We start from the raw sequence: 17,308 nt of genomic DNA, 5'->3' as shown, positions 1-17,308 counted from the left end.
ACATGCACAAGGACGCGATGAGCGCCACCGTGCTGGGCTGCCTGCTCGAACCGGCTCTGGCCGGGCTCGCGGCCCAGCTCGGCCGGATCGGCGGCCTGTCGGAGGCGGAACGCGAGATCGTCCGGGCCGCCGCCGGGGCGTCCGCGCTGGAGACGGTGCGGCTCAAGACCAACCGGGTCCTGCTCCTGGAGCTGAACGCCGCCAGGATCACCGGCAGGCTGACCGGGCCCGATCCGCGGGCGCGCTGGCAGGAGTGGGAGGCGCGGGCGTCCACCCGGGCGTACTGGGACTCGCTCGGCGAGCACTACCCGACCCTGCTGCCCCGCCTGGAGCGGCTGATCGCGGGCAGGTGCGCGGCGGCGCTCAGCCTGGCCGCCCGCTTCGCCGCCGACCGCCACGCCCTCGCCCCGCTCACGGACGGCGGCGGTACGCGAGAGCTCACCGGCGGTGGCACGGGGGAGCTCACCGGCGGTGGCACGGGAGTGCTCACCGGTATCGGCGATACGGGGGAGCTCATCGCGCTGTCGTTCGGCGCCGGTGACAGCCACCGCGGCGGTCAGACCGTCGCCATGCTGGCCTGCGCCTCCGGCGTCGCCGTCTACAAACCGCGCTCCGTGGCCGTGGACGTCGCCCTCGCCCGCCTGCTGGCGGCCGTCCTCCAGGACGAGCCCGCGCACGCCAGGATCGCGGTCCCCGACGTCGTCCCCCGCGACGGCTACGGCTGGGCCAGGCACGTCGAGCACCGTTACTGCGACGGCGAGCGGGAGCTGCGCCTGTTCTACCGCAACCTCGGCCACTGGCTGGCCGTCATGCGGCTGCTCGGCGGCAGCGACCTGCACGCCGAGAACCTCGTCGCCGCCGGCCCCGTGCCCACCGTGGTCGACTGCGAGACCCTCTTCACCCCGCGCCCCACGTTCCGCCCCACCGGGTACGGCCTGGCTCCCGACCGGGCCGCGCTCCTGGTCGGCGGCTCCGTGCTGGGCACCGGCCTGCTGCCGGGCCGCGGCCTGGCACTCGGCTGGCGCGGCGTGGACACCTCCGCCATCGGCTCGCTGCCCGGCCAGCAGCCCGTCCCCAAGGTGCCCGTCATCGTGGACGCCGGCACCGATGCGGCCAGGATCGAGCATGCCGAGGTGCCGGTCCCGGCCGCGGTCAACCATCCCAGCCCCGAGCCGGTGCTGGGCGCGTACTGGGACGAGGTCGTCGCCGGCTTCACCGGGCTGTCGGAGCGGCTGCGGCGGATGGACCGCGCGGGGGAGCTGGAGCCACTGGTGGCGGAGTTCGGGGACCTGCCGATCCGCGTCGTGCCGCGCTCGACCGAGACCTACGCGGAGCTGGGCCGCATGCTCTGGCACCCGCGCGCGCTGCACGACGAGCCCGCCGCCCGCCGCCGTGCCGCCTCCCTGCTCGCCAGGCAGGCGGCCAGCCTGCCCGGCCGGCCCGACGACCCGGCCGTGATCGCGGCGGAGATCGAGGAGCTGCTGGACGGCGACGTGCCGTTCTTCGCCACCACGCCGCGCAAGGGACGGCTCACCGGGCCGCGCGGCACCACATGGGGCTGCCAGGAGGATCTGGTCGAGGCGGCGCTGGGCCGGTGGCGGGCCGCCGACCTGTCCCTGGACCGGCAGGTCATCCAGTGCGCGCTGGTCAGCGCGTATCTGAACGAGGGCTGGCTGCCGGACGAGCGCCGCCTGCTCCCGTCCAAGCCGGCCCACCACGACCTGGACGGCCGCCGCAGGCGGCTGGCCGCCGGCATGATGCGCAAGCTGGCCGCCTCCGCCATCCGCGCCGAGGACGGCACCGCCACCTGGATCGCCCCCGTGCTGAACCGCACCGGCTGGGCGGTCCTGCCGCTCGGCCTCGACCTGTACGGCGGGATCGGCGGCGTGGCGGTGCTGCTGGCGGCCTACCAGCACGAAACGGAACGCGGCAGGGCGGACCCGGTCCCCGGGCTGCGCCCGCTGCTGACGGACGTGCTGCGGACCATGCGCACGGCCGAGGACCGGGCGGCGGAGCATCCGGTGGAGCCCGGTGGGCGGCTGCGTCCTGATCCGGTGGGTGGGTATCTGGGGCTGGGGTCGCGGATCTGGGGGTGGTTGCTGCTGCACAGACTGGGGGCGGTCGGACGGCATGAGGCGTGTGCTCGCGCGGCCGGCCTTGTGCCGGAGATCGCTGCGGCGCTCAGGGGTACGGCGGCCAGGGGCTCTTCGCCCACCGGCGTCTCGTCCACCGGCACCGACCCGGCCGATATCGCCGTGACCGACGACGTGCGGCTTGACCTGGTCGCCGGGATGGCGGGTGCGGTGGTGCCGCTGCTGCGGCTGGCCGAGCACCGCGACCACCACGCCGATGAAGAGGCCGAGGAACTGGCCATCGCCATCGGCCGGCACCTGGTCGCGCGGGCCCGAACCGGAGACGGCACCGCCTGGTGGGAGAACCCCGGCTTCCCCGACGGCCTCGGCGGCCTGGCCCACGGCGTCACCGGCATCGGCTGGGCGCTCTCCCGGCTCGCCGAGACCACCGGTGACGCGACGTTCGCCGCGACGGCCGAGGCCGCGTTCGCCCACGAGGAGACCCTGTACGCCCTGGACAAGGAGGGCTGGCTCGACATCCGCCAGGAGAACGACACCGCAGCGGCCTGGTGCCACGGCGCCGCCGGCATCGGCATCGCCGCAGCCGACCTCATGAACGGCGACCCACGCTGGTCCGACGTGCTGCGCCGGGCGGCCACGGCATGCCACACCGACGGCCTGGGCTGGAACCACACGCTCTGCCACGGCGACCTCGGCGCCTGGGAACTGCTCGACCACGCGATCACCCGCGGCCTTGCCGCCCCGGGCCTCGACCGCCACCGCCTCGACGCCCACGTGCTCTCCAGCCTGGAGGAGCACGGCCCGGTCAGCGGCTTCGCCAGAGACGCCTTCCCGCCCAGCCTCCTCCCCGGCCTCGGCGGCGTGGCCTATCAACTCCTCCGCATGCACCCGGACAGCACCCTGCCATCCGTGCTCCTCCCGGACCCCGGCCCCGCCCACCCGACATCGAGACCGACGATGTGGAGGCGGAGACCCGCCGGCTGATCGGCCTCGGGGCCGTCGAAGTGTCGCGGTGGCTGGAGTGCCGTGTCCTGCGCGCCCCGGGCGGTCACCTGATGTGCGTGCTGCCCGTGGAGAGCGATGCCGCGGTGTTCGAGGCCGAAGCCAAGATCTGGCCCTGAGCCTCCTCACCCGTGACGCGGCGCTCGTAGACAGCGCGGGTGGGGGCGGGGGTCGTGGCGTACAGGACGTGCCGGGTCAGTGCGTCCGCGAACTCGTACGCACAACCGCGCACCACCAGCAGCCCCCTGCCCAGGGCCCGCTCGCACCGACCTGCCACCTCCTGCGGCGGCAGCCCGAGCACCTCGCCGAGCAGCCCGGGATCGAACGGCCCGCGCACCACGCTCGCCGCCCGCAACACCCGCATCACCGGCTCCCCCAACCCCCGCAAGCGCCCCAGCACGATCGCCCGCACCTCCTCGGAAACCGCCCCGCCCGCGATCGGCCCGCCCGCGATCGCCCCGCCCGCCATCGGCCCGCCCGCCATCGGCCCGCCCGCCACTGATTCGCTTGCCACCACCAACCCGTCGGCAGTCACCTGCCGCTCCCCTCCGCCCATCCCGGAGTCGGCCAGCAGCGCGGCGACCAGCTGCGGCTGCCCTCCCGTACGGCGGTACACCTCCTCCGCCAGCTCCCCGTCCCCCGCCAGCTCCAGCACCGCCCCCGCCGACAACGGCCCCGGACGCACCACCTCCACCACCCCGCACAACCCCTCGACCACCCCAGCCTCCCCAGCGAGCGCCGTAGCGACGACCAGCAGCCGCACCCCGGACACCCTCCTGGCCAGGTAGTGCACCAGCTCGACCGTGGCAGCCCCGGCCGCGTGCAGATCCTCCAGGACCAGCAGCACCGGCTCGCGAGCGGCCAGCGCACGCAGGAACGCGGTCACGGCCTCGTACGCGTACCGGCGCTCCATGGTCCGCCCCCGCACCAGCGACTCCAGCGCCGACGCCCAGTCACCGGTCAGCCCGCGCAACACGTCCCCTGCCAGGTGCGTGACGCGAGGCCGCAGCGCGTCCACGAACGGCTGCAGGAACAGCGCCCGCTCGATCTCATGACAGCGAGCCCGCAGCACGGCCCCGCCCGTCGCGCCCGCCATCCGCTCGGCCTCGGCGGCCAGCCGCGACTTGCCGATCCCCGCCTCTCCGGCGATCAGCAACACCCCGGTGCACCCCGACACGGCCCGCCCCCAGGCCCCGGAGATCGACGCCAGCTCCCCGGCCCGCCCCACCAGCCCGTCCCCCCAGGACACGGCCCGCGCACCGGCCGGCCGCCCCTCCCGCAGGGCTGCCCGAGTGCCGGCGGCGGGCTTCCGCCGCAGTGCCGCGCGCGTCCCGGTGGTGGGCTCTCCCCGCTGAACTGCGCGCGTTCCAGCGCTGGGCTGCTCGCGCAGGACAGCCTGAGACGCGACCCGCGTTCCGGCGGTGGGCTCCTCCTGCGGAACCGCCCGTGTGCTGACGATGGGCTCCTCCTGCGGAACCGGCCGCGTCCCGGTGGTGGGCTGCTCGCGCAGGACGGCGAGGTGCACGGCCCGTGTCTCGGCCGCCGGATCCGTCCCGAGCTCGGCCACCAGCCGGCTCCGCAGCCGCTCGTAGGCCAGCAGCGCCTTGGCCGGCTCGCCCGCCGCCGCATGCGCCCGCATCAGCAACCGGTACGCCACTTCGTCGAACGGATCCGCCCGCACCGCCGCCTCGGCCGCACGCCGTGCTCTGGCGGGGTCGGCGGTCCGCAGCCCCGAACGGGCGGCGGCGTGCCGGGCCCGCCGGACCAGCCCGGCCGCCTCGTCCCTGGCCGCCGCCACCCACCGCGCGTCCGGCTCGCCGCCCAGCACCAGGCCGTCGTGCAGCAGCTCCACCGCCCGCCCCGCGGCGGCGCCGGCCAGCGCGGGCTCCCCGGCCGCCAGGCAGCCTTCCGCCTCGGCGACAAGCTCGGCTGCCAGGTCCAGGTCGACCAGGACGCCGGGCGCACCGCCCAGCCGGTAGCCGGTCCGCCCGCCGGTCACGATCCCGGTCCCGAGCATCCCGCGTAGCCTGCTGACCAGCGTCGCCACGTTCTGCACCGGCTGTTTGGGCCCGCCGCACGGCCACAGCTCCTCGGCGATGCGGTCGGCGGCGAGCACCGCGCCCCGCTCGGCCGCGAGCAGTTTGAGCAGCGCCCGCGCCTTGCCGCCGACGGCTCCGCGGGGGTAGGGCACCCCGTTCCGCTCGACCGTGAAGGATCCGGCCAGCCTGATCATCACCCCATGCGCCTCGGTCATCTCACTCCCGGCGTGAAGGCCCCCTGCCTGTGGGGCGTGACACGGCTGTGCCACCGCCGTGCCACGCCCCCCAGGCCCGGGGAGGCGCCATCACCAGAACGCGCACCGTGCTCAGCGCCGACATGCGTGCCTGCACGCGCACCACATTGAGCGCCGCGCAGGTCGGGCGCATGCGCACCGCGCTGGGCGCCGCGCAGGTCGGGCGCATGCGCACCGCGCTGGGCGCCGCGAAGGACGGCCTCATACGCATCGCGCCCAGCGCCGAGATCGGAGCGCAGCCGCCGCCCCGGAGCAGGAAGCCGCCGTTCAGCAGCAGGACGCCGCCGTTCCGGAGGCCCGCAGCCCGTGCAGTGAGGTCACAACCACGTACGCAGATCCCGAACATCGATCAGCGGCAACCCCCACCGCAACGCCGACGCCTCCAAATCCGCCACCCCCGCCATCACCCCATCAGGCTTCATGATCTCGCAACACACCCCCACCGCCGGCAACCCCGCCGCCACGCACAACGCCACGGTCGCCTCCGTATGCCCACCCCGCTCACCCAGCAGCCCCGGCCGAGCCATCAGCGGAAACACATGCCCAGGCCGCAGAAAGTCCCCCGGCCGCGCCTCCGGATGGGCCAGCCGGCGCACGGTGGCGGCCCGTTCGGCGGCCGACACGCCGGTGCCGGTGCCCTCAGCGAGGTCCACGGGCACGTGCGGCCGGGTGCCGTGCCGGTCGCCCTCGCCCGGCATCGGCGCGATCTCCAGGCGTTCCAGCACCTCGCCCGCGCACGGCACGGTGGGATGCCCGCAGCACTGCGTCAGCATGAACGTGAACGCGGCGGGCCGCAGCGCCGCCCCGGCGAAGATCACGTCGCCTTCCGTCTCCCGATCAGGGTCCCACACCAGCACCGCCCCGCCCGCCGCGATCTGCGCGATCGCCTTGTCCACGCCGGCGCGTCCCGCGATGTGCCCCGCCCAGCCGAGCGCCGACACCGCCCGCGCCACGTCTGCCGCAGCCGCCGCGGGCCGCGCCGACACCAGCCGGCCGACCAGGTCGGACTCCAGGTTGACCCGCTGCCCGACCGCCACGGACCCGAGCGTCGTGCTCGCCGTCGTGGCCGGGATCAGCACCACGGAGAACCGGTCGCGGACGACTTCGGCGACTGTCAGGCTCACCCCGTCGACGGCGATCGACCCCTTGGCGATCACCCGTGGGACGAACCGGGCAGGCGGCCTGATCCACACGCGCAGCCCCGCGCCCTGCTCCTCCACCGCCACGACCTTGCCGACCGCGTCGACGTACCCCTGCACGAGGTGCCCGTCGAGCCGGTCCCCGACGGCGAGCGGCACCTCGACGTTGACCTCCTGTCCGGCGGTCAGCTCGTCGAACGTCGTACGCCGCCGGGTCTCGCCGGTCACCGTCGCGACCACGGCCCCGTCGTCGATCTCCTCGACGGTGACGCGCACCCCGGCCACGGCCAGCGACCCGCCGGCGCGGACCTCGGCCACGCTCTTGCGCGCGCGGAGCACGATCCGCTCGCCCTCGGCTGACTCGATCCGCCCGATCTCCTGAACGCACCCGCTGAACATCGGCCATCCCTTTCCGTAACGAGCACTCGGCCACGTGACGTCAGGGGCCCTGGCCGGGCCCGAGAGATGGCGGGGTATGACCGCGCGGCCCCGGAATCGCACCGGGTCGTTCCGCCCGCGGGACGGAACCGGCGGGCTGTCACCGCCGCACCTGGAATTACACCGCCACCAGCGTAACTCCGTTGACGCCCGGACTGAAGCGGGGAAAGGATGATCACCATGGGGGAGACTTTCAAGCTCGCAGGTCCCGTGCTCGAAGGCCGGCTCGTCCGCCTGGAGCCGCTGGGCCACCACCACGCCGCCGACCTCGCCGTGGCCGCCGAGGAGGACCGCGGCGCGTACCTGTTCACCTGGGTGCCCAGAGCGCACCAGGTCGGCGGGTACATCGACGACCTGCTCGCACGGCAGGCCGAGGGGCGGCTCGCGCCGTACGCACAGGTGGCGCGGGCGTCGGGCCGCGCGGTCGGCGTCACCTCCTTCTGGGACCCGCGCCTGTGGCCGGAGGGGGACCGGCTACGCGCGATCGAGATCGGCTTCACCTGGCTGGGCGGCTCCACGCAGGGCACGGGGACGAACACGGAGGCGAAGCTGCTGATGTTCGGCCACGCCTTCGAGCACTGGGGCGTGGCCAGGGTGGACCTCAAGACCGACGCCCGCAACGGGCGCTCGCGGGCCGCCCTGGAGAAGGTGGGCGCGCACTTCGAGGGCGTGCTGCGTAAGTGGTCGCAGTCGTGGGCGCCGGGGGAGGAGGGACTGCTGCGCGACTCCGCGATGTTCTCGATCATCGCCGAGGAGTGGCCGCAGCGCCGGGAGCGGTTGATCCGGCTGCTCGACGGAATGAAAACGCCCCAGACTCCGGCGGACGGCCGGGCTGGGGCGTAACTCTCATGACGAGAGGGTGGACGATACTGGGATTGAACCAGTGACCTCTTCCGTGTCAGGGAAGCGCTCTCCCGCTGAGCTAATCGTCCTTTGTTGAGTTGTCACTCAGAGCGGAAGACGGGATTCGAACCCGCGACCCTCACCTTGGCAAGGTGATGCTCTACCACTGAGCCACTTCCGCATGGCGCCGCACTTATTTTAGCGGATCCTGGAGGCCCGCCGATCACCGAGGTGGAGACGGGATTTGAACCCGTGTAGACGGCTTTGCAGGCCGCTGCCTCGCCTCTCGGCCACTCCACCAGGAGTCTTACTCCGAGCGGAAGACGGGATTCGAACCCGCGACCCTCACCTTGGCAAGGTGATGCTCTACCACTGAGCCACTTCCGCGTGCGTCTCCGGCTGCCTGCGCCGGGCCACGGGAAAACCATATCGTCTCCGGAGAGTGCCCGTGCGCACTGCGCGGCCCGTGGGAGGAAATTCAGCCGATCAGACGTACGTCCTTGGCCATCACGAACATCACCCGGTGCCCGAGCTGGATCTGGTGGTAGCGGGTCTTGCCGGTGGTGGTGACGTGCTTGGCGGGCGAGAAGGCGTTCGCGGCGTAGTAGGAGCCCGTGACGGTGTCACCCACCGTGTACGTCTGCCCCGCCCCGATCTTGTACTTCAGCGGCGTCAGCGGCTGGTACGCCGCGCTCTTGTAGGCGGACTTCTCCGGGTACGCCCGCCCGTACACCTTCACCTCACCCGACAGCGGCGTCACCATCGGGCCCTTGGCGGGGATGGCGGTCGGGTTCGCGGACGGGTTGTGGAACCACGCCTTCTGCCCCAGGTACCAGATCGCCGTCCAGTCCCCCTGCCGCGCCGCGACGGCGTAGCGCTGGCCGGTGGAGGCGCGGGCGCTGTGGTCGTACACGCTGTACGTGCTCGGCTTGCCCGGATGCTTGCCCAGGTCGGTCACCAGGGGAGCGGTGTGGCTGGGCGCCTTGTGCAGCCAGACGGTGGACGCGCCGTGCGCGGGGCAGGCCTGGGCGGCCTTGGCGGCCACGCAGCCGGTGAAGCGCGGCCGGTTGGACGCGTACGAGGGGCGGATGATGACGGAGTCGCCGTCCTTGGCCGCCTTGAACGGCTTGCCCATCAGCTCGAAGTAGTGCTCCCAGTCCCAGTACGGGCCCGGGTCCTCGTGCATGCCGGCGACGGTCTGCGGGGTCGTGCCCGGTACGTTGTCGTGGCCGAGGATGTGCGCCCGGTTCAGCGGGATGTCGTGCTTGGCGGCCAGGTACTTGACCAGCCTGGCCGACGACCGGTACATCGCCTCCGTGTACCAGGCGCCCCCCTTCGCCAGGTAGCCCTCGTGCTCGATGCCGATCGAGCGGGTGTTGACGTCCCAGTTGCCCGCGTGCCAGGCGATGTCGTTCGTCGGCACGTGCTGGGCGACATGTCCGTCCCTGGAGCGGATCGTGTAGTGCCAGCTCACGTACTGCGGGTTGCGGATCAGGCTGGGGATGCCCTGGTAGGTGCCCTCCGTGTCGTGGATGACGATGTAGTCGACCGAACGCTTGCGGGCCAGGTGGTCGTGGTTGCCGTAGTCGCGGTTCTTCTTCTTGCCGAAGCGTTTGTAGGCGGCGGGCATCCACTCGCAGGCGAGCGAGGGCGGGCACTCCGCCTGGCTGGTCGCCGACTGCCCCTTCGGGCTGGCGCTCCACAGGGCGTCCGCGTCCGCGCCGGCCAGCAAGCCCGACTCCCCGTCCGTCCACCCGTCGTCACCGGACAGGGCGTCGAGCGCGTCGTCATCGGCCGAACCACCAGGCGAGGCTGCGGGCGAAGTGGCGGGCGAGGCGGCGATGCCGGGCTGCGTCGCCGTAGCCGGAGCCGCCGTAGCCGGGGCCGCCGTAGCTGGGGCCGCCGGTGCCGGGTGCTCGCCCGGCGCGGGCAGCCCCGGCACCGGATCGAGCCGCACCAGATGCCCGTCGTCGGTACGGTGTTCAGCCCCCTCCCGCATCACCGAGAACACCTCGTCGGCGAACGCCCGAGCCGCCACCGGATCGTCGGTCCCCGCATACCGCGCCACCGCCCCGTGCCAATCGGCGGGCTCGGCGCTGGGCCGTTCCTGGTAGGAGGCCAGCAACGCGGCCCCGGCGCGGATGTTCGCGGCCGGATCCGTCCGCAACCGCGCGGCATCCACGCCGATCAGCCGCCCCGCCTCGGGCAGGGTCGTGCGGGGCGGCTGCGCCGACGTGCGCAGCGCCGAGCGGGAGATGGCCTCGGTGAGCGCGGCCGACATGGGGCGGGCGTCGTCCCCCCGCGGGTCACCGAGGGCGTCCCCGATGACCGCGTGCCCATGGGCGCGCACGTCGGACGGGAACGCGTCCACCAGGTGCATCGGCCCGTAACCGCCCGCCGTGCTGGGCCGCCCCCCGTTCGCGTCCCACCGGGACTCCAGGTACGCCACCGCGAGCAGCACGCTTTCCGGCACCCCGTACTCACGCGCCGCCGCAGCGAAGTCGGCCTGCCTGCCCGCGCCGGGCGCGGCCGGCGGCGGGACGTCGGCGGGTGCGGTGAGAACGCCGGCGGCCAGGACGACGGCGAGCCAGAGCTGCATGAACATCTCCCCAGGAACGTCACGATACGACTACTCACCGTAACCATTCCCAGGAAAGGGATGTGTCAGACGGGTCGGATGATACGCATGAGATCATCCAGATCCGCAGCGAACTCGGCATCCCAGTCATCGACCGTCAGATGCCCGGCGAGCCGCCGATGCGCCGAGGCGTCCTGGCCGCCGCGCCGTGCCCGCGACTCGTTCGAGGCGCTGGAGAAGCGCCCGTTCACCTCGGAGACCGCGAACCCGAGCACGAACGTGCTGACCAGCCGCTCGATTCGCGGCACCTCGGCCTCGGGCACCCCCGCCTCCAGCAGCGCCTGATAGATCGCGTCCACCACGCGCACCCCGTCAGGCGTCACCGAGGAGCGGAAGAGCAGCAGCGGGAAGACCGAGGGATGCTCCCTGGCCACCCGCCGCGTCGCCCACGCCACCGAGGCGAGCCGCTCCTGCCACGTGCCGCCGGGCTCGGCCGGGGCCAGCTCGGTCAGCAGGCGCCCGACCAGGCCGTCGAGCAGCTCGTCCTTGTTGCGGAAGTAGCCGTACAGGGCCATGGGCGTCACCCCGACCCGCTCCGCCACGGCCCGCATGGACAGGGCGTCGAGCCCGCGCTCGTCGGCGATCGCGAGCGCCGCGTCGAGGATCTCCGGCTGCCGGGAGGTCTTGAGCTTCCGCACGGTGCCAGTCTACAGTGTAGAGCAGTCTACAGCGTAGACTGAGAGGGTGTGACGGCCGTGCTGAGAGCTGAGGGGCTGGTCAAGCGATTCGGCGAGGTGACCGCGCTCGACGGGTTCGACCTGGGCGTGGCGCCGGGGGAGATCACTGGGCTGGTGGGGCACAACGGGGCGGGTAAGACGACGTTCTTCGAGATCGCGGCGGGGCTGGTCGTGCCGGACGCCGGGTCCGTGCGGGTCGAGGGGGAGCTGGGGGTGGCGCCGCAGCAGCTCGCGCTCTACCCCACGATCACCGTACGGGAGACGCTGCGGCTCTTCGGCGGCCTGGCGGGGCTGCGCGGCCGGGCCCTGGCGCGGGCCGTGGAGGGCACGGCCGAGGAACTGGCCCTCACGGGTGTGCTCGACCGCCGGGTGAGCGTGCTCTCCGGCGGCCAGCAGCGCAGGGCCCAGGCCGCCACCGCCCTCCTGGCCGACCCCGGCGTGCTGCTCCTCGACGAACCCACGGCGGGCGCCGACCCCGAGACGCGCGCGGCGCTGCTCGCGGCGGTGCGGCGGCGGGCGGACGAGGGCGCGGCCGTCGTCTACTGCACCCACTACCTGCCGGAGCTGACGGAGCTGGCAGCGACGATCGCCGTCGCCCGCGACGGCCGGGTGATCGCCCGGGGCGCCGGCGCCGACCTGCTGAGGGACCTGCCGGGGGAGGTGCGGGTGAGCGTGGCGGGCGGCCCGGACCTCGCCGTCGCCACCACCGACCCGACCGCGACCCTGGCCGCCCTGCTGCGCGACCTCGACCGCCCGGTACGCGCCATCGACATCCGCCAGCCCTCGCTCGACGACCTGTACCGGGAGCTGTCCCATGACCACGTCACCTGAGCCGCGCGAAGGCCGCCCGCGTGAGAACCGCCCGACCGGGAACCGCCCGACAGGGAACCGCCTGACCGTGGGCCGCCCGACTGGGAGCCGCCTGACCGTGGGCCGACTGACCGCCGGTCGCGCGCCGGCGCTGCGCAGGATCGCCGTGCTGGCGGGCCACAACGTGCTGCTGCGCCGCCGCGACCCCGCCCACTTCGTCAGCTACCTGGTCATGCCCATGGTCCTCATGCTGATCTTCAAGAGCATGCTCGGCGAGCCCGCGCAGGCCGTCACGGGCCTGCTGGTGATGTTCTCGGTGCTGTCGATGGCCGACGTCGCCACCGCCACCCTCACCGAACGCACCTGGCACACCTGGGACCGGCTGCGCGCCACCAGGGCCACAGTCACCGAGATGGTGATCGGCAAGGCCCTGCCCGTCTTCGCCGTCCTGGTCGTCCAGCAGAGCGTGCTGCTGGTCTACGGCGTGCTCGCGGTCGGCCTGCGCCCGGCGGGCCCGGTCTGGCCGCTGGCGCTGGCCGTGACGGTGTGGAGCTTCACCCTGCTCTGCGCGGGCACGGCCGTCGCCGGGGTGGTGCGCAGCCAGGGCGAGCTGAGCACGTTGTGCAACCTCGCCGCCCTGTCGGTCAGCGCGCTGGGCGGAGCGCTGGTCCCGTACGCGATGATGCCGGGCTGGGCGCAGGCCGTCGCGCCGCTCTCGCCCGGGTACTGGGCGACGACCATGTTGCAGGCGGCGGTCAGGGGTGACGCCGCCGGCACGGCGGGCCCGGCGGCGGTGCTCGCCGGCCTCGGCCTGGCCGCCGGCGCCTTCGCCTGCCGCCGGCTGGGCAAAGGCTGGAGCCGCGCCGCCGTCGCCTAAGGGCTTGGAGCCGCGCGCCATCACCCAAGAGCTCGGAGCCGCGCCGCCGTCGCCTAAGGGCTTGGAGCCGCGCCGCCCGTCGCCTAGAAGCATTTCCTGCCCGATATCGGGCAGGATGTTGGCGTGTCTCGTTCCAGAGCCGTAGTGTCCTCGTCTGTGTCCACGGCACGGCATCCGTACGAAGATCTCATCGCGCACCTCACGAGGACGAGCCCGCTCGGCCCAGGCGAGGCCGCCCGCGTGGTCGCCGACGTGCTGTCGTACTTCTCGGACTCCACCGAGGAGTACGTCCGGCGCCGTCACGGCGAGCTGAAGTCCAAGGGCTTCACCAATGACGAGATCTTTCCCCGGATCGCGGCCGAGTTACGGGGCCGGCGGGTAGCGGCTCCAGAGCTGTCCCTGCGGCAGCTACGCAGGATCGTCTACGGATAGAGGAGACCTCGATGTGCGGAATCGTGGCCTATGTCGGCCCCAAGGACGCCGCGCCCATCCTGCTGGAGGGCCTGCAGCGGCTGGAGTACCGGGGCTATGACTCGGCCGGGGTCGTGGTGTCCAACAAGGGCCTGAAGGTACGCAAGGTCAAGGGCCGGGTGGCCGATCTGGCCAAGGTGGTGCCGGTCAGGTTCAAGGGCAGCCTCGGCATCGGGCACACCCGGTGGGCCACCCACGGCGTGCCGAGCGACGTCAACGCGCACCCCCACCTGTCCGCCGACGAGCGCATCGCGGTCGTGCACAACGGCATCATCGAGAACGCCGCCGAGCTGCGCGCCAAGCTGGAGGCCGACGGGGTGGTGTTCGCCTCCGAGACCGACACCGAGGTGCTCGCGCACCTGATCGCCGCCGCGGTGGACGAGAACGACTCGCTCGAGGAGGCCGTCAGGAAGACGCTCAAGAGCATCGTCGGCACGTACGGCATCGCCGTGATCGACTCCGAGCGGCCCGGCGAGGTGGTCGTGGCGCGCAACGGCAGCCCGATCGTGCTGGGCATCGGCGAGAAGGAGATGTTCGCCGCCTCCGACGTGGCCGCGCTGGTCCGCTACACGCGCCAGGTCGTGCACCTGGAGGACGGCGAGCTGGCCGTGCTCAAGGCCGACGGCTTCCACACCTTCGCCAGCGACGCCCGCGAGACGGCCAAGGAGCCGCTGACCGTCGACTGGGACGCCGGCCACTACGACACCGGCGGCTACGAGCACTACCTGCTCAAGGAGATCTCCGAGCAGCCCGAGACGATCACCCGCACCATGAGCGGCCGCCTCGACGAGCGCTTCCACGTGGCCCACCTCGGCGGCCTGAACATGGACGCCCGCGAGACCCGGAGCTTCCGCCGGGTCAAGATCATCGGCTGCGGCTCCGCGTACTACTCGGGCCAGATCGGCGCGCAGCTCATCGAGGAGCTGGCGCGCATCCCGTCCGACGCCGAGCCGGCCAGCGAGTTCCGCTACCGCAACCCCGTCGTCGACCCCGACACCCTCTACGTCGCGATCAGCCAGTCGGGCGAGACCTACGACACCCTCGCCGCCGTGCAGGAGCTCAAGCGCAAGGGCGGCCGGGTCATCGGCATCGTCAACGCCGTGGGCAGCGCCATCGCCCGCGAGGTGGACGGCGGCATCTACCTGCACGCGGGCCCCGAGGTCTCGGTCGCCTCGACCAAGGCGTTCACCTCGACGTCGCTGGCGTTCGCGCTGCTCGCGCTGCACCTCGGGCGCGTGCGCGACCTGTCGCCCGCCGACGGGCGGCGCATCGTGGAGGGCCTGCGCCGGCTGCCCGGCCAGATCGAGCAGATCCTGCAGCAGGGCGACAAGATCGCCGAGCTGGCCAAGAAGTACGCGCCGCACCCGAGCATGATGTTCGTCGGCCGGGTGCGCGGTTACCCGGTGGCCCGCGAGGGCGCGCAGAAGCTCAAGGAGATCTCCTACGTGCACGCCGAGGCGTACCCGGCCAGCGAGCTCAAGCACGGCCCGCTCGCGCTGATCGGCCCCGACATGCCGACGGTCGCGATCGTGCCGGACGACGAGCTGCTCGACAAGAACCTCACCACGCTCGGCGAGATCCGCGCCCGCGGCGGCCAGGTGCTGATGGTGGGGCACCGCGAGCCGGACGCCAAGCTGGCCGACGACGTGATCGTGATCCCCAAGAACGAGATCGAGCTGGACCCGATCCTGCTGACGATCCCGCTGCAGCTCCTGGCGTACCACGCGGCGGTGACGCTGGGCCGCGACGTGGACAAGCCGCGCAACCTCGCCAAGAGCGTCACGGTCGAATAGCCGACTTAATTCAGCCACAATCTTCCCAAGGTAGTGTTATCCGGCTGGATACGACATAAATTCGATACTGTGCGGCAGTTCGACCACCAGAGACCTCATCCCGCACGCATGTACGACTACATGCTCGGCGGGAAGGACAACTTCGCGGTCGACCGCCAGGCCATCGACCAGCTCGCCGAGCTGATCCCGGAGGCGGTCCCGCTGGCCCGCGCGAACCGGGCCTTCCTCCAGCGTGCCGTCCGTTACGTCAGCCGCGCCGGGGTCGACCAGTTCCTCGACCTCGGCGCCGGGCTGCCCACCCAGGGCAGCGCGCACGAGGTGGCGCCCGAGGCCAGGGTGGTCTACGTCGATCACGACCCCGTCGTCGCCGCACACGCCACGGCCCTGCTCCGGCACTCGCCGGGCAGGGCCCGTTTCGTCCAGGCCGACCTGCTCGATCCCGGCGCCGTGCTGGCGGGAGCGGGCGAGTTCCTCGATCTCGACCGGCCGATCGCCGTGCTGCTGGTCTCGATCCTGCACTTCCTGCCCGACTCGGCGGATCCGCAGCGGGCGGTGGCCGTGCTGCGCGAGCGGGCCGCGCCGGGCAGCCACCTGGTGATCACGCACGCCACGACCATGGCGGACCTGGAGGACGAGGAGCGGGGCAGAGGTGTCCGCCGGGGCTCGTCCGGCAGGGGCGGGACCGACCGGTCGCCCGGGCAGATCCGCGCGTTCTTCGGGGACTGGCCGCTGGAGCCGCCGGGGCTCGTGCAGGCCACGGACTGGCGCCCGGACCGGCCCAAGCTGGTGGGGGACTGGTCGCTGCCGTCGTCGCTGATGGCGGGCGTGGGGAAGAAAGTCCGATAAGTCACGAAAAATCGCAAAGAATAGCGATATTGAGTGTTGACCATGACCCCGGTGTAACCCATCTTGTAATGGGTTAATAACCTAGAGTAATGGGGGATTCGGGGGAGAAGCAGATGCGCCGGCGGCGGTTCGTCGCCTGCGGAATCGGCGCCATCGCCTGTGCCGCCGGTTGTGGCACCCCGCGGGCGGGGAACGTGCTGCGTACCGGATTCTCGATCAACGTGGCCGGGCACCGCTGGACCCGGGTCGGGCGGGCGTTCGCCGACGCGGCCCGCGCCGCGGGTTTCGCGGCGGCCGTCGGCCAGGCGATCACCGGCAGCCCGGCGGCGCCCGGCGGCGGGCCGACAGGGCCCGGCGGCCTGGCGGTCGGCGGGTCGGTGATCACCGTGAGCGGCCTGCCCGCGCTGGCCGCCGCCGAGCTGAACAACGGCCAGAGCCTGCTCGACACCGGCACCCCGCTGGCCAGGCTGAGCGGCCAGATCGAGGTCGTGGTGGTGCCCGACCGCTCGCCGCTGCGCGACTTCGACGACTTCGGCGCCCGCCTGCTGGCCCGTCCCGGGCAGACCCTGCTGGCGGGCGGGCCGCAGGGCGAGCCCGACCACCTGCTGTTCGGCCTGATCGCCAGGGCGATCGGCGCGGACGGCCGGCGGGTCGACTACACCGGCTACCCCAGGCTGGGCGAGGCCGCCTCGGCGCTGCTGTCGGGCAGGGCGGTCGCCGCCGCGGGCTCGCTGGCCGACTGGCGCACCGCCATCGGGCGGGGCCGGGTCAGGGCGCTGGCGGTCTCCTCGGCCCGGCGCGTGCCCGACCTCGACGTGCCCACGCTGCTGGAGTGCGGCGTGCGGGTGGACTTCGCCGACTGGACGGCCGCGTTCGGGCCGGAGGACATGCCGGAGGAGAGCCGCGAGCACGCCGTGCGCATGTGCGAGGCGGTGATCGCGTCCAGCGAGTGGGAGGCCGCCTGCCTGGCCGCGGGCTGGCTGCCGATCCCGCTGTCCGGTGACGACTTCACCCGCTGGCTGGGCACCGAGATCGCCCGCACCCGCGCCGTACTGCGTGATCTTGGTTTGCTCGACTCGACCAAAGCCACAACATGCTGGGGCAGTTGCGGGAACGGCCACTAGATGTAGGATCCTGGTCGTCGCTGGTTCGCCTCCCAGGAGGCGGAGCAAAAGGGAACCCGGTGCGATTCCGGGGCTGCCCCGCAGCGGTGAGCGGGAACGACCGCCGTCAGACGCACTGGAGAGATCCGGGAAGCGACGGCCAGTAGGTGCCATCGAGCGTGCCCGCGAGCCCGAAGACCTGCCAGCGGTATGCCGGGTGCTGCCCGGCATGTGGTGTTCAGGGTCTCGAGGGTGGGCCGGAGCGCGTCGTGGCCTTGTGCTGCC

Annotated in this window: 13 protein-coding genes, 4 tRNA genes and 1 riboswitch; of the genes, 9 read left to right on the top strand and 8 right to left on the bottom strand. The window is 72.9% G+C overall.

What is annotated here, in order from left to right; translation table 11 throughout:
• Positions 1–2: 2 nt before the first annotated feature.
• Positions 3–3,077 (top strand): type 2 lanthipeptide synthetase LanM family protein, encoded by a 3,075-nt coding sequence (locus tag LCN96_RS39115; protein ID WP_225267458.1) that lies wholly within the window; start codon positions 3–5, stop codon positions 3,075–3,077.
• Entirely contained in the window at positions 3,053–3,214 is a 162-nt protein-coding gene (locus LCN96_RS57525; RefSeq protein ID WP_397351784.1) for a hypothetical protein, read from the top strand. The genes LCN96_RS39115 and LCN96_RS57525 overlap by 25 nt, the downstream gene beginning before the upstream one ends.
• Here LCN96_RS57525 and LCN96_RS39110 read toward each other — a convergent pair.
• Both LCN96_RS39110 and LCN96_RS56890 read right to left on the bottom strand, forming a co-directional pair.
• Complete coding sequence (locus LCN96_RS39110) at positions 3,142–5,349, bottom strand: ATP-binding protein (protein ID WP_263657374.1); 2,208 nt, start codon at positions 5,347–5,349, stop codon at positions 3,142–3,144. The two genes, LCN96_RS57525 and LCN96_RS39110, sit on opposite strands and share 73 nt — an antisense overlap.
• Before the next feature lie 356 nt (positions 5,350–5,705).
• Positions 5,706–6,926, bottom strand: coding sequence for a riboflavin synthase (locus tag LCN96_RS56890; protein WP_263657373.1), 1,221 nt, complete (start codon positions 6,924–6,926; stop codon positions 5,706–5,708).
• A gap of 219 nt (positions 6,927–7,145) precedes the next feature.
• On the opposite strand from LCN96_RS56890, the gene LCN96_RS39095 reads away from it, so the two are divergent.
• Entirely contained in the window at positions 7,146–7,808 is a 663-nt protein-coding gene (locus LCN96_RS39095; protein WP_225267457.1) for a GNAT family N-acetyltransferase, read from the top strand.
• Positions 7,809–7,825: 17 nt separating this feature from the next.
• On the opposite strand, the gene LCN96_RS39090 is transcribed toward LCN96_RS39095, so the two are convergent.
• The 6 genes from LCN96_RS39090 to LCN96_RS39065 form a co-directional block, all read right to left on the bottom strand.
• Positions 7,826–7,897, bottom strand: a tRNA-Val gene (locus tag LCN96_RS39090).
• A gap of 20 nt (positions 7,898–7,917) precedes the next feature.
• Positions 7,918–7,989: transfer RNA gene (locus tag LCN96_RS39085), tRNA-Gly, on the bottom strand.
• Positions 7,990–8,037: 48 nt separating this feature from the next.
• Positions 8,038–8,108: transfer RNA gene (locus tag LCN96_RS39080), tRNA-Cys, on the bottom strand.
• Between the two features lie 15 nt (positions 8,109–8,123).
• A tRNA-Gly gene (locus LCN96_RS39075) sits at positions 8,124–8,195 on the bottom strand.
• A gap of 91 nt (positions 8,196–8,286) precedes the next feature.
• The gene (locus LCN96_RS39070; protein WP_225267456.1) at positions 8,287–10,407 is read right to left on the bottom strand and encodes an N-acetylmuramoyl-L-alanine amidase; all 2,121 of its coding nucleotides are present in this window, start codon (positions 10,405–10,407) and stop codon (positions 8,287–8,289) included.
• A gap of 65 nt (positions 10,408–10,472) precedes the next feature.
• Complete coding sequence (locus LCN96_RS39065; RefSeq protein WP_225267455.1) at positions 10,473–11,084, bottom strand: TetR/AcrR family transcriptional regulator; 612 nt, start codon at positions 11,082–11,084, stop codon at positions 10,473–10,475.
• A 57-nt stretch (positions 11,085–11,141) separates the two neighbouring features.
• Here LCN96_RS39065 and LCN96_RS39060 point away from each other — a divergent pair, with 57 nt between their 5' ends.
• From LCN96_RS39060 to LCN96_RS39035, 6 genes are all read left to right on the top strand, one after another.
• Positions 11,142–11,954 (top strand): ABC transporter ATP-binding protein, encoded by an 813-nt coding sequence (locus LCN96_RS39060; RefSeq protein ID WP_225267454.1) that lies wholly within the window; start codon positions 11,142–11,144, stop codon positions 11,952–11,954.
• Between the two features lie 97 nt (positions 11,955–12,051).
• Positions 12,052–12,810, top strand: a complete 759-nt coding sequence (locus LCN96_RS39055; protein ID WP_225267453.1) for an ABC transporter permease — start codon at positions 12,052–12,054, stop codon at positions 12,808–12,810.
• 156 nt (positions 12,811–12,966) lie between these two features.
• Positions 12,967–13,242 (top strand): hypothetical protein, encoded by a 276-nt coding sequence (locus LCN96_RS39050; RefSeq protein WP_225267452.1) that lies wholly within the window; start codon positions 12,967–12,969, stop codon positions 13,240–13,242.
• 11 nt (positions 13,243–13,253) lie between these two features.
• The gene (glmS, locus tag LCN96_RS39045) at positions 13,254–15,074 is read left to right on the top strand and encodes a glutamine--fructose-6-phosphate transaminase (isomerizing) (RefSeq protein ID WP_225267451.1); all 1,821 of its coding nucleotides are present in this window, start codon (positions 13,254–13,256) and stop codon (positions 15,072–15,074) included.
• A 69-nt stretch (positions 15,075–15,143) separates the two neighbouring features.
• Positions 15,144–15,920: an SAM-dependent methyltransferase gene (locus tag LCN96_RS39040; RefSeq protein WP_225267450.1), complete on the top strand. Its 777-nt coding sequence runs from the start codon at positions 15,144–15,146 to the stop codon at positions 15,918–15,920.
• Positions 15,921–16,009: 89 nt separating this feature from the next.
• Complete coding sequence (locus LCN96_RS39035) at positions 16,010–17,044, top strand: Bug family tripartite tricarboxylate transporter substrate binding protein (RefSeq protein WP_225267449.1); 1,035 nt, start codon at positions 16,010–16,012, stop codon at positions 17,042–17,044.
• A gap of 4 nt (positions 17,045–17,048) precedes the next feature.
• Positions 17,049–17,244, top strand: a riboswitch (cobalamin riboswitch).
• The last annotated feature ends 64 nt before the right edge of the window (positions 17,245–17,308 follow it).

It is taken from the genome of Nonomuraea gerenzanensis, from assembly GCF_020215645.1.
Classification (GTDB): Bacteria; Actinomycetota; Actinomycetes; order Streptosporangiales; family Streptosporangiaceae; genus Nonomuraea; species Nonomuraea gerenzanensis.
This window is presented reverse-complemented; position numbering and strand designations above follow the sequence as displayed.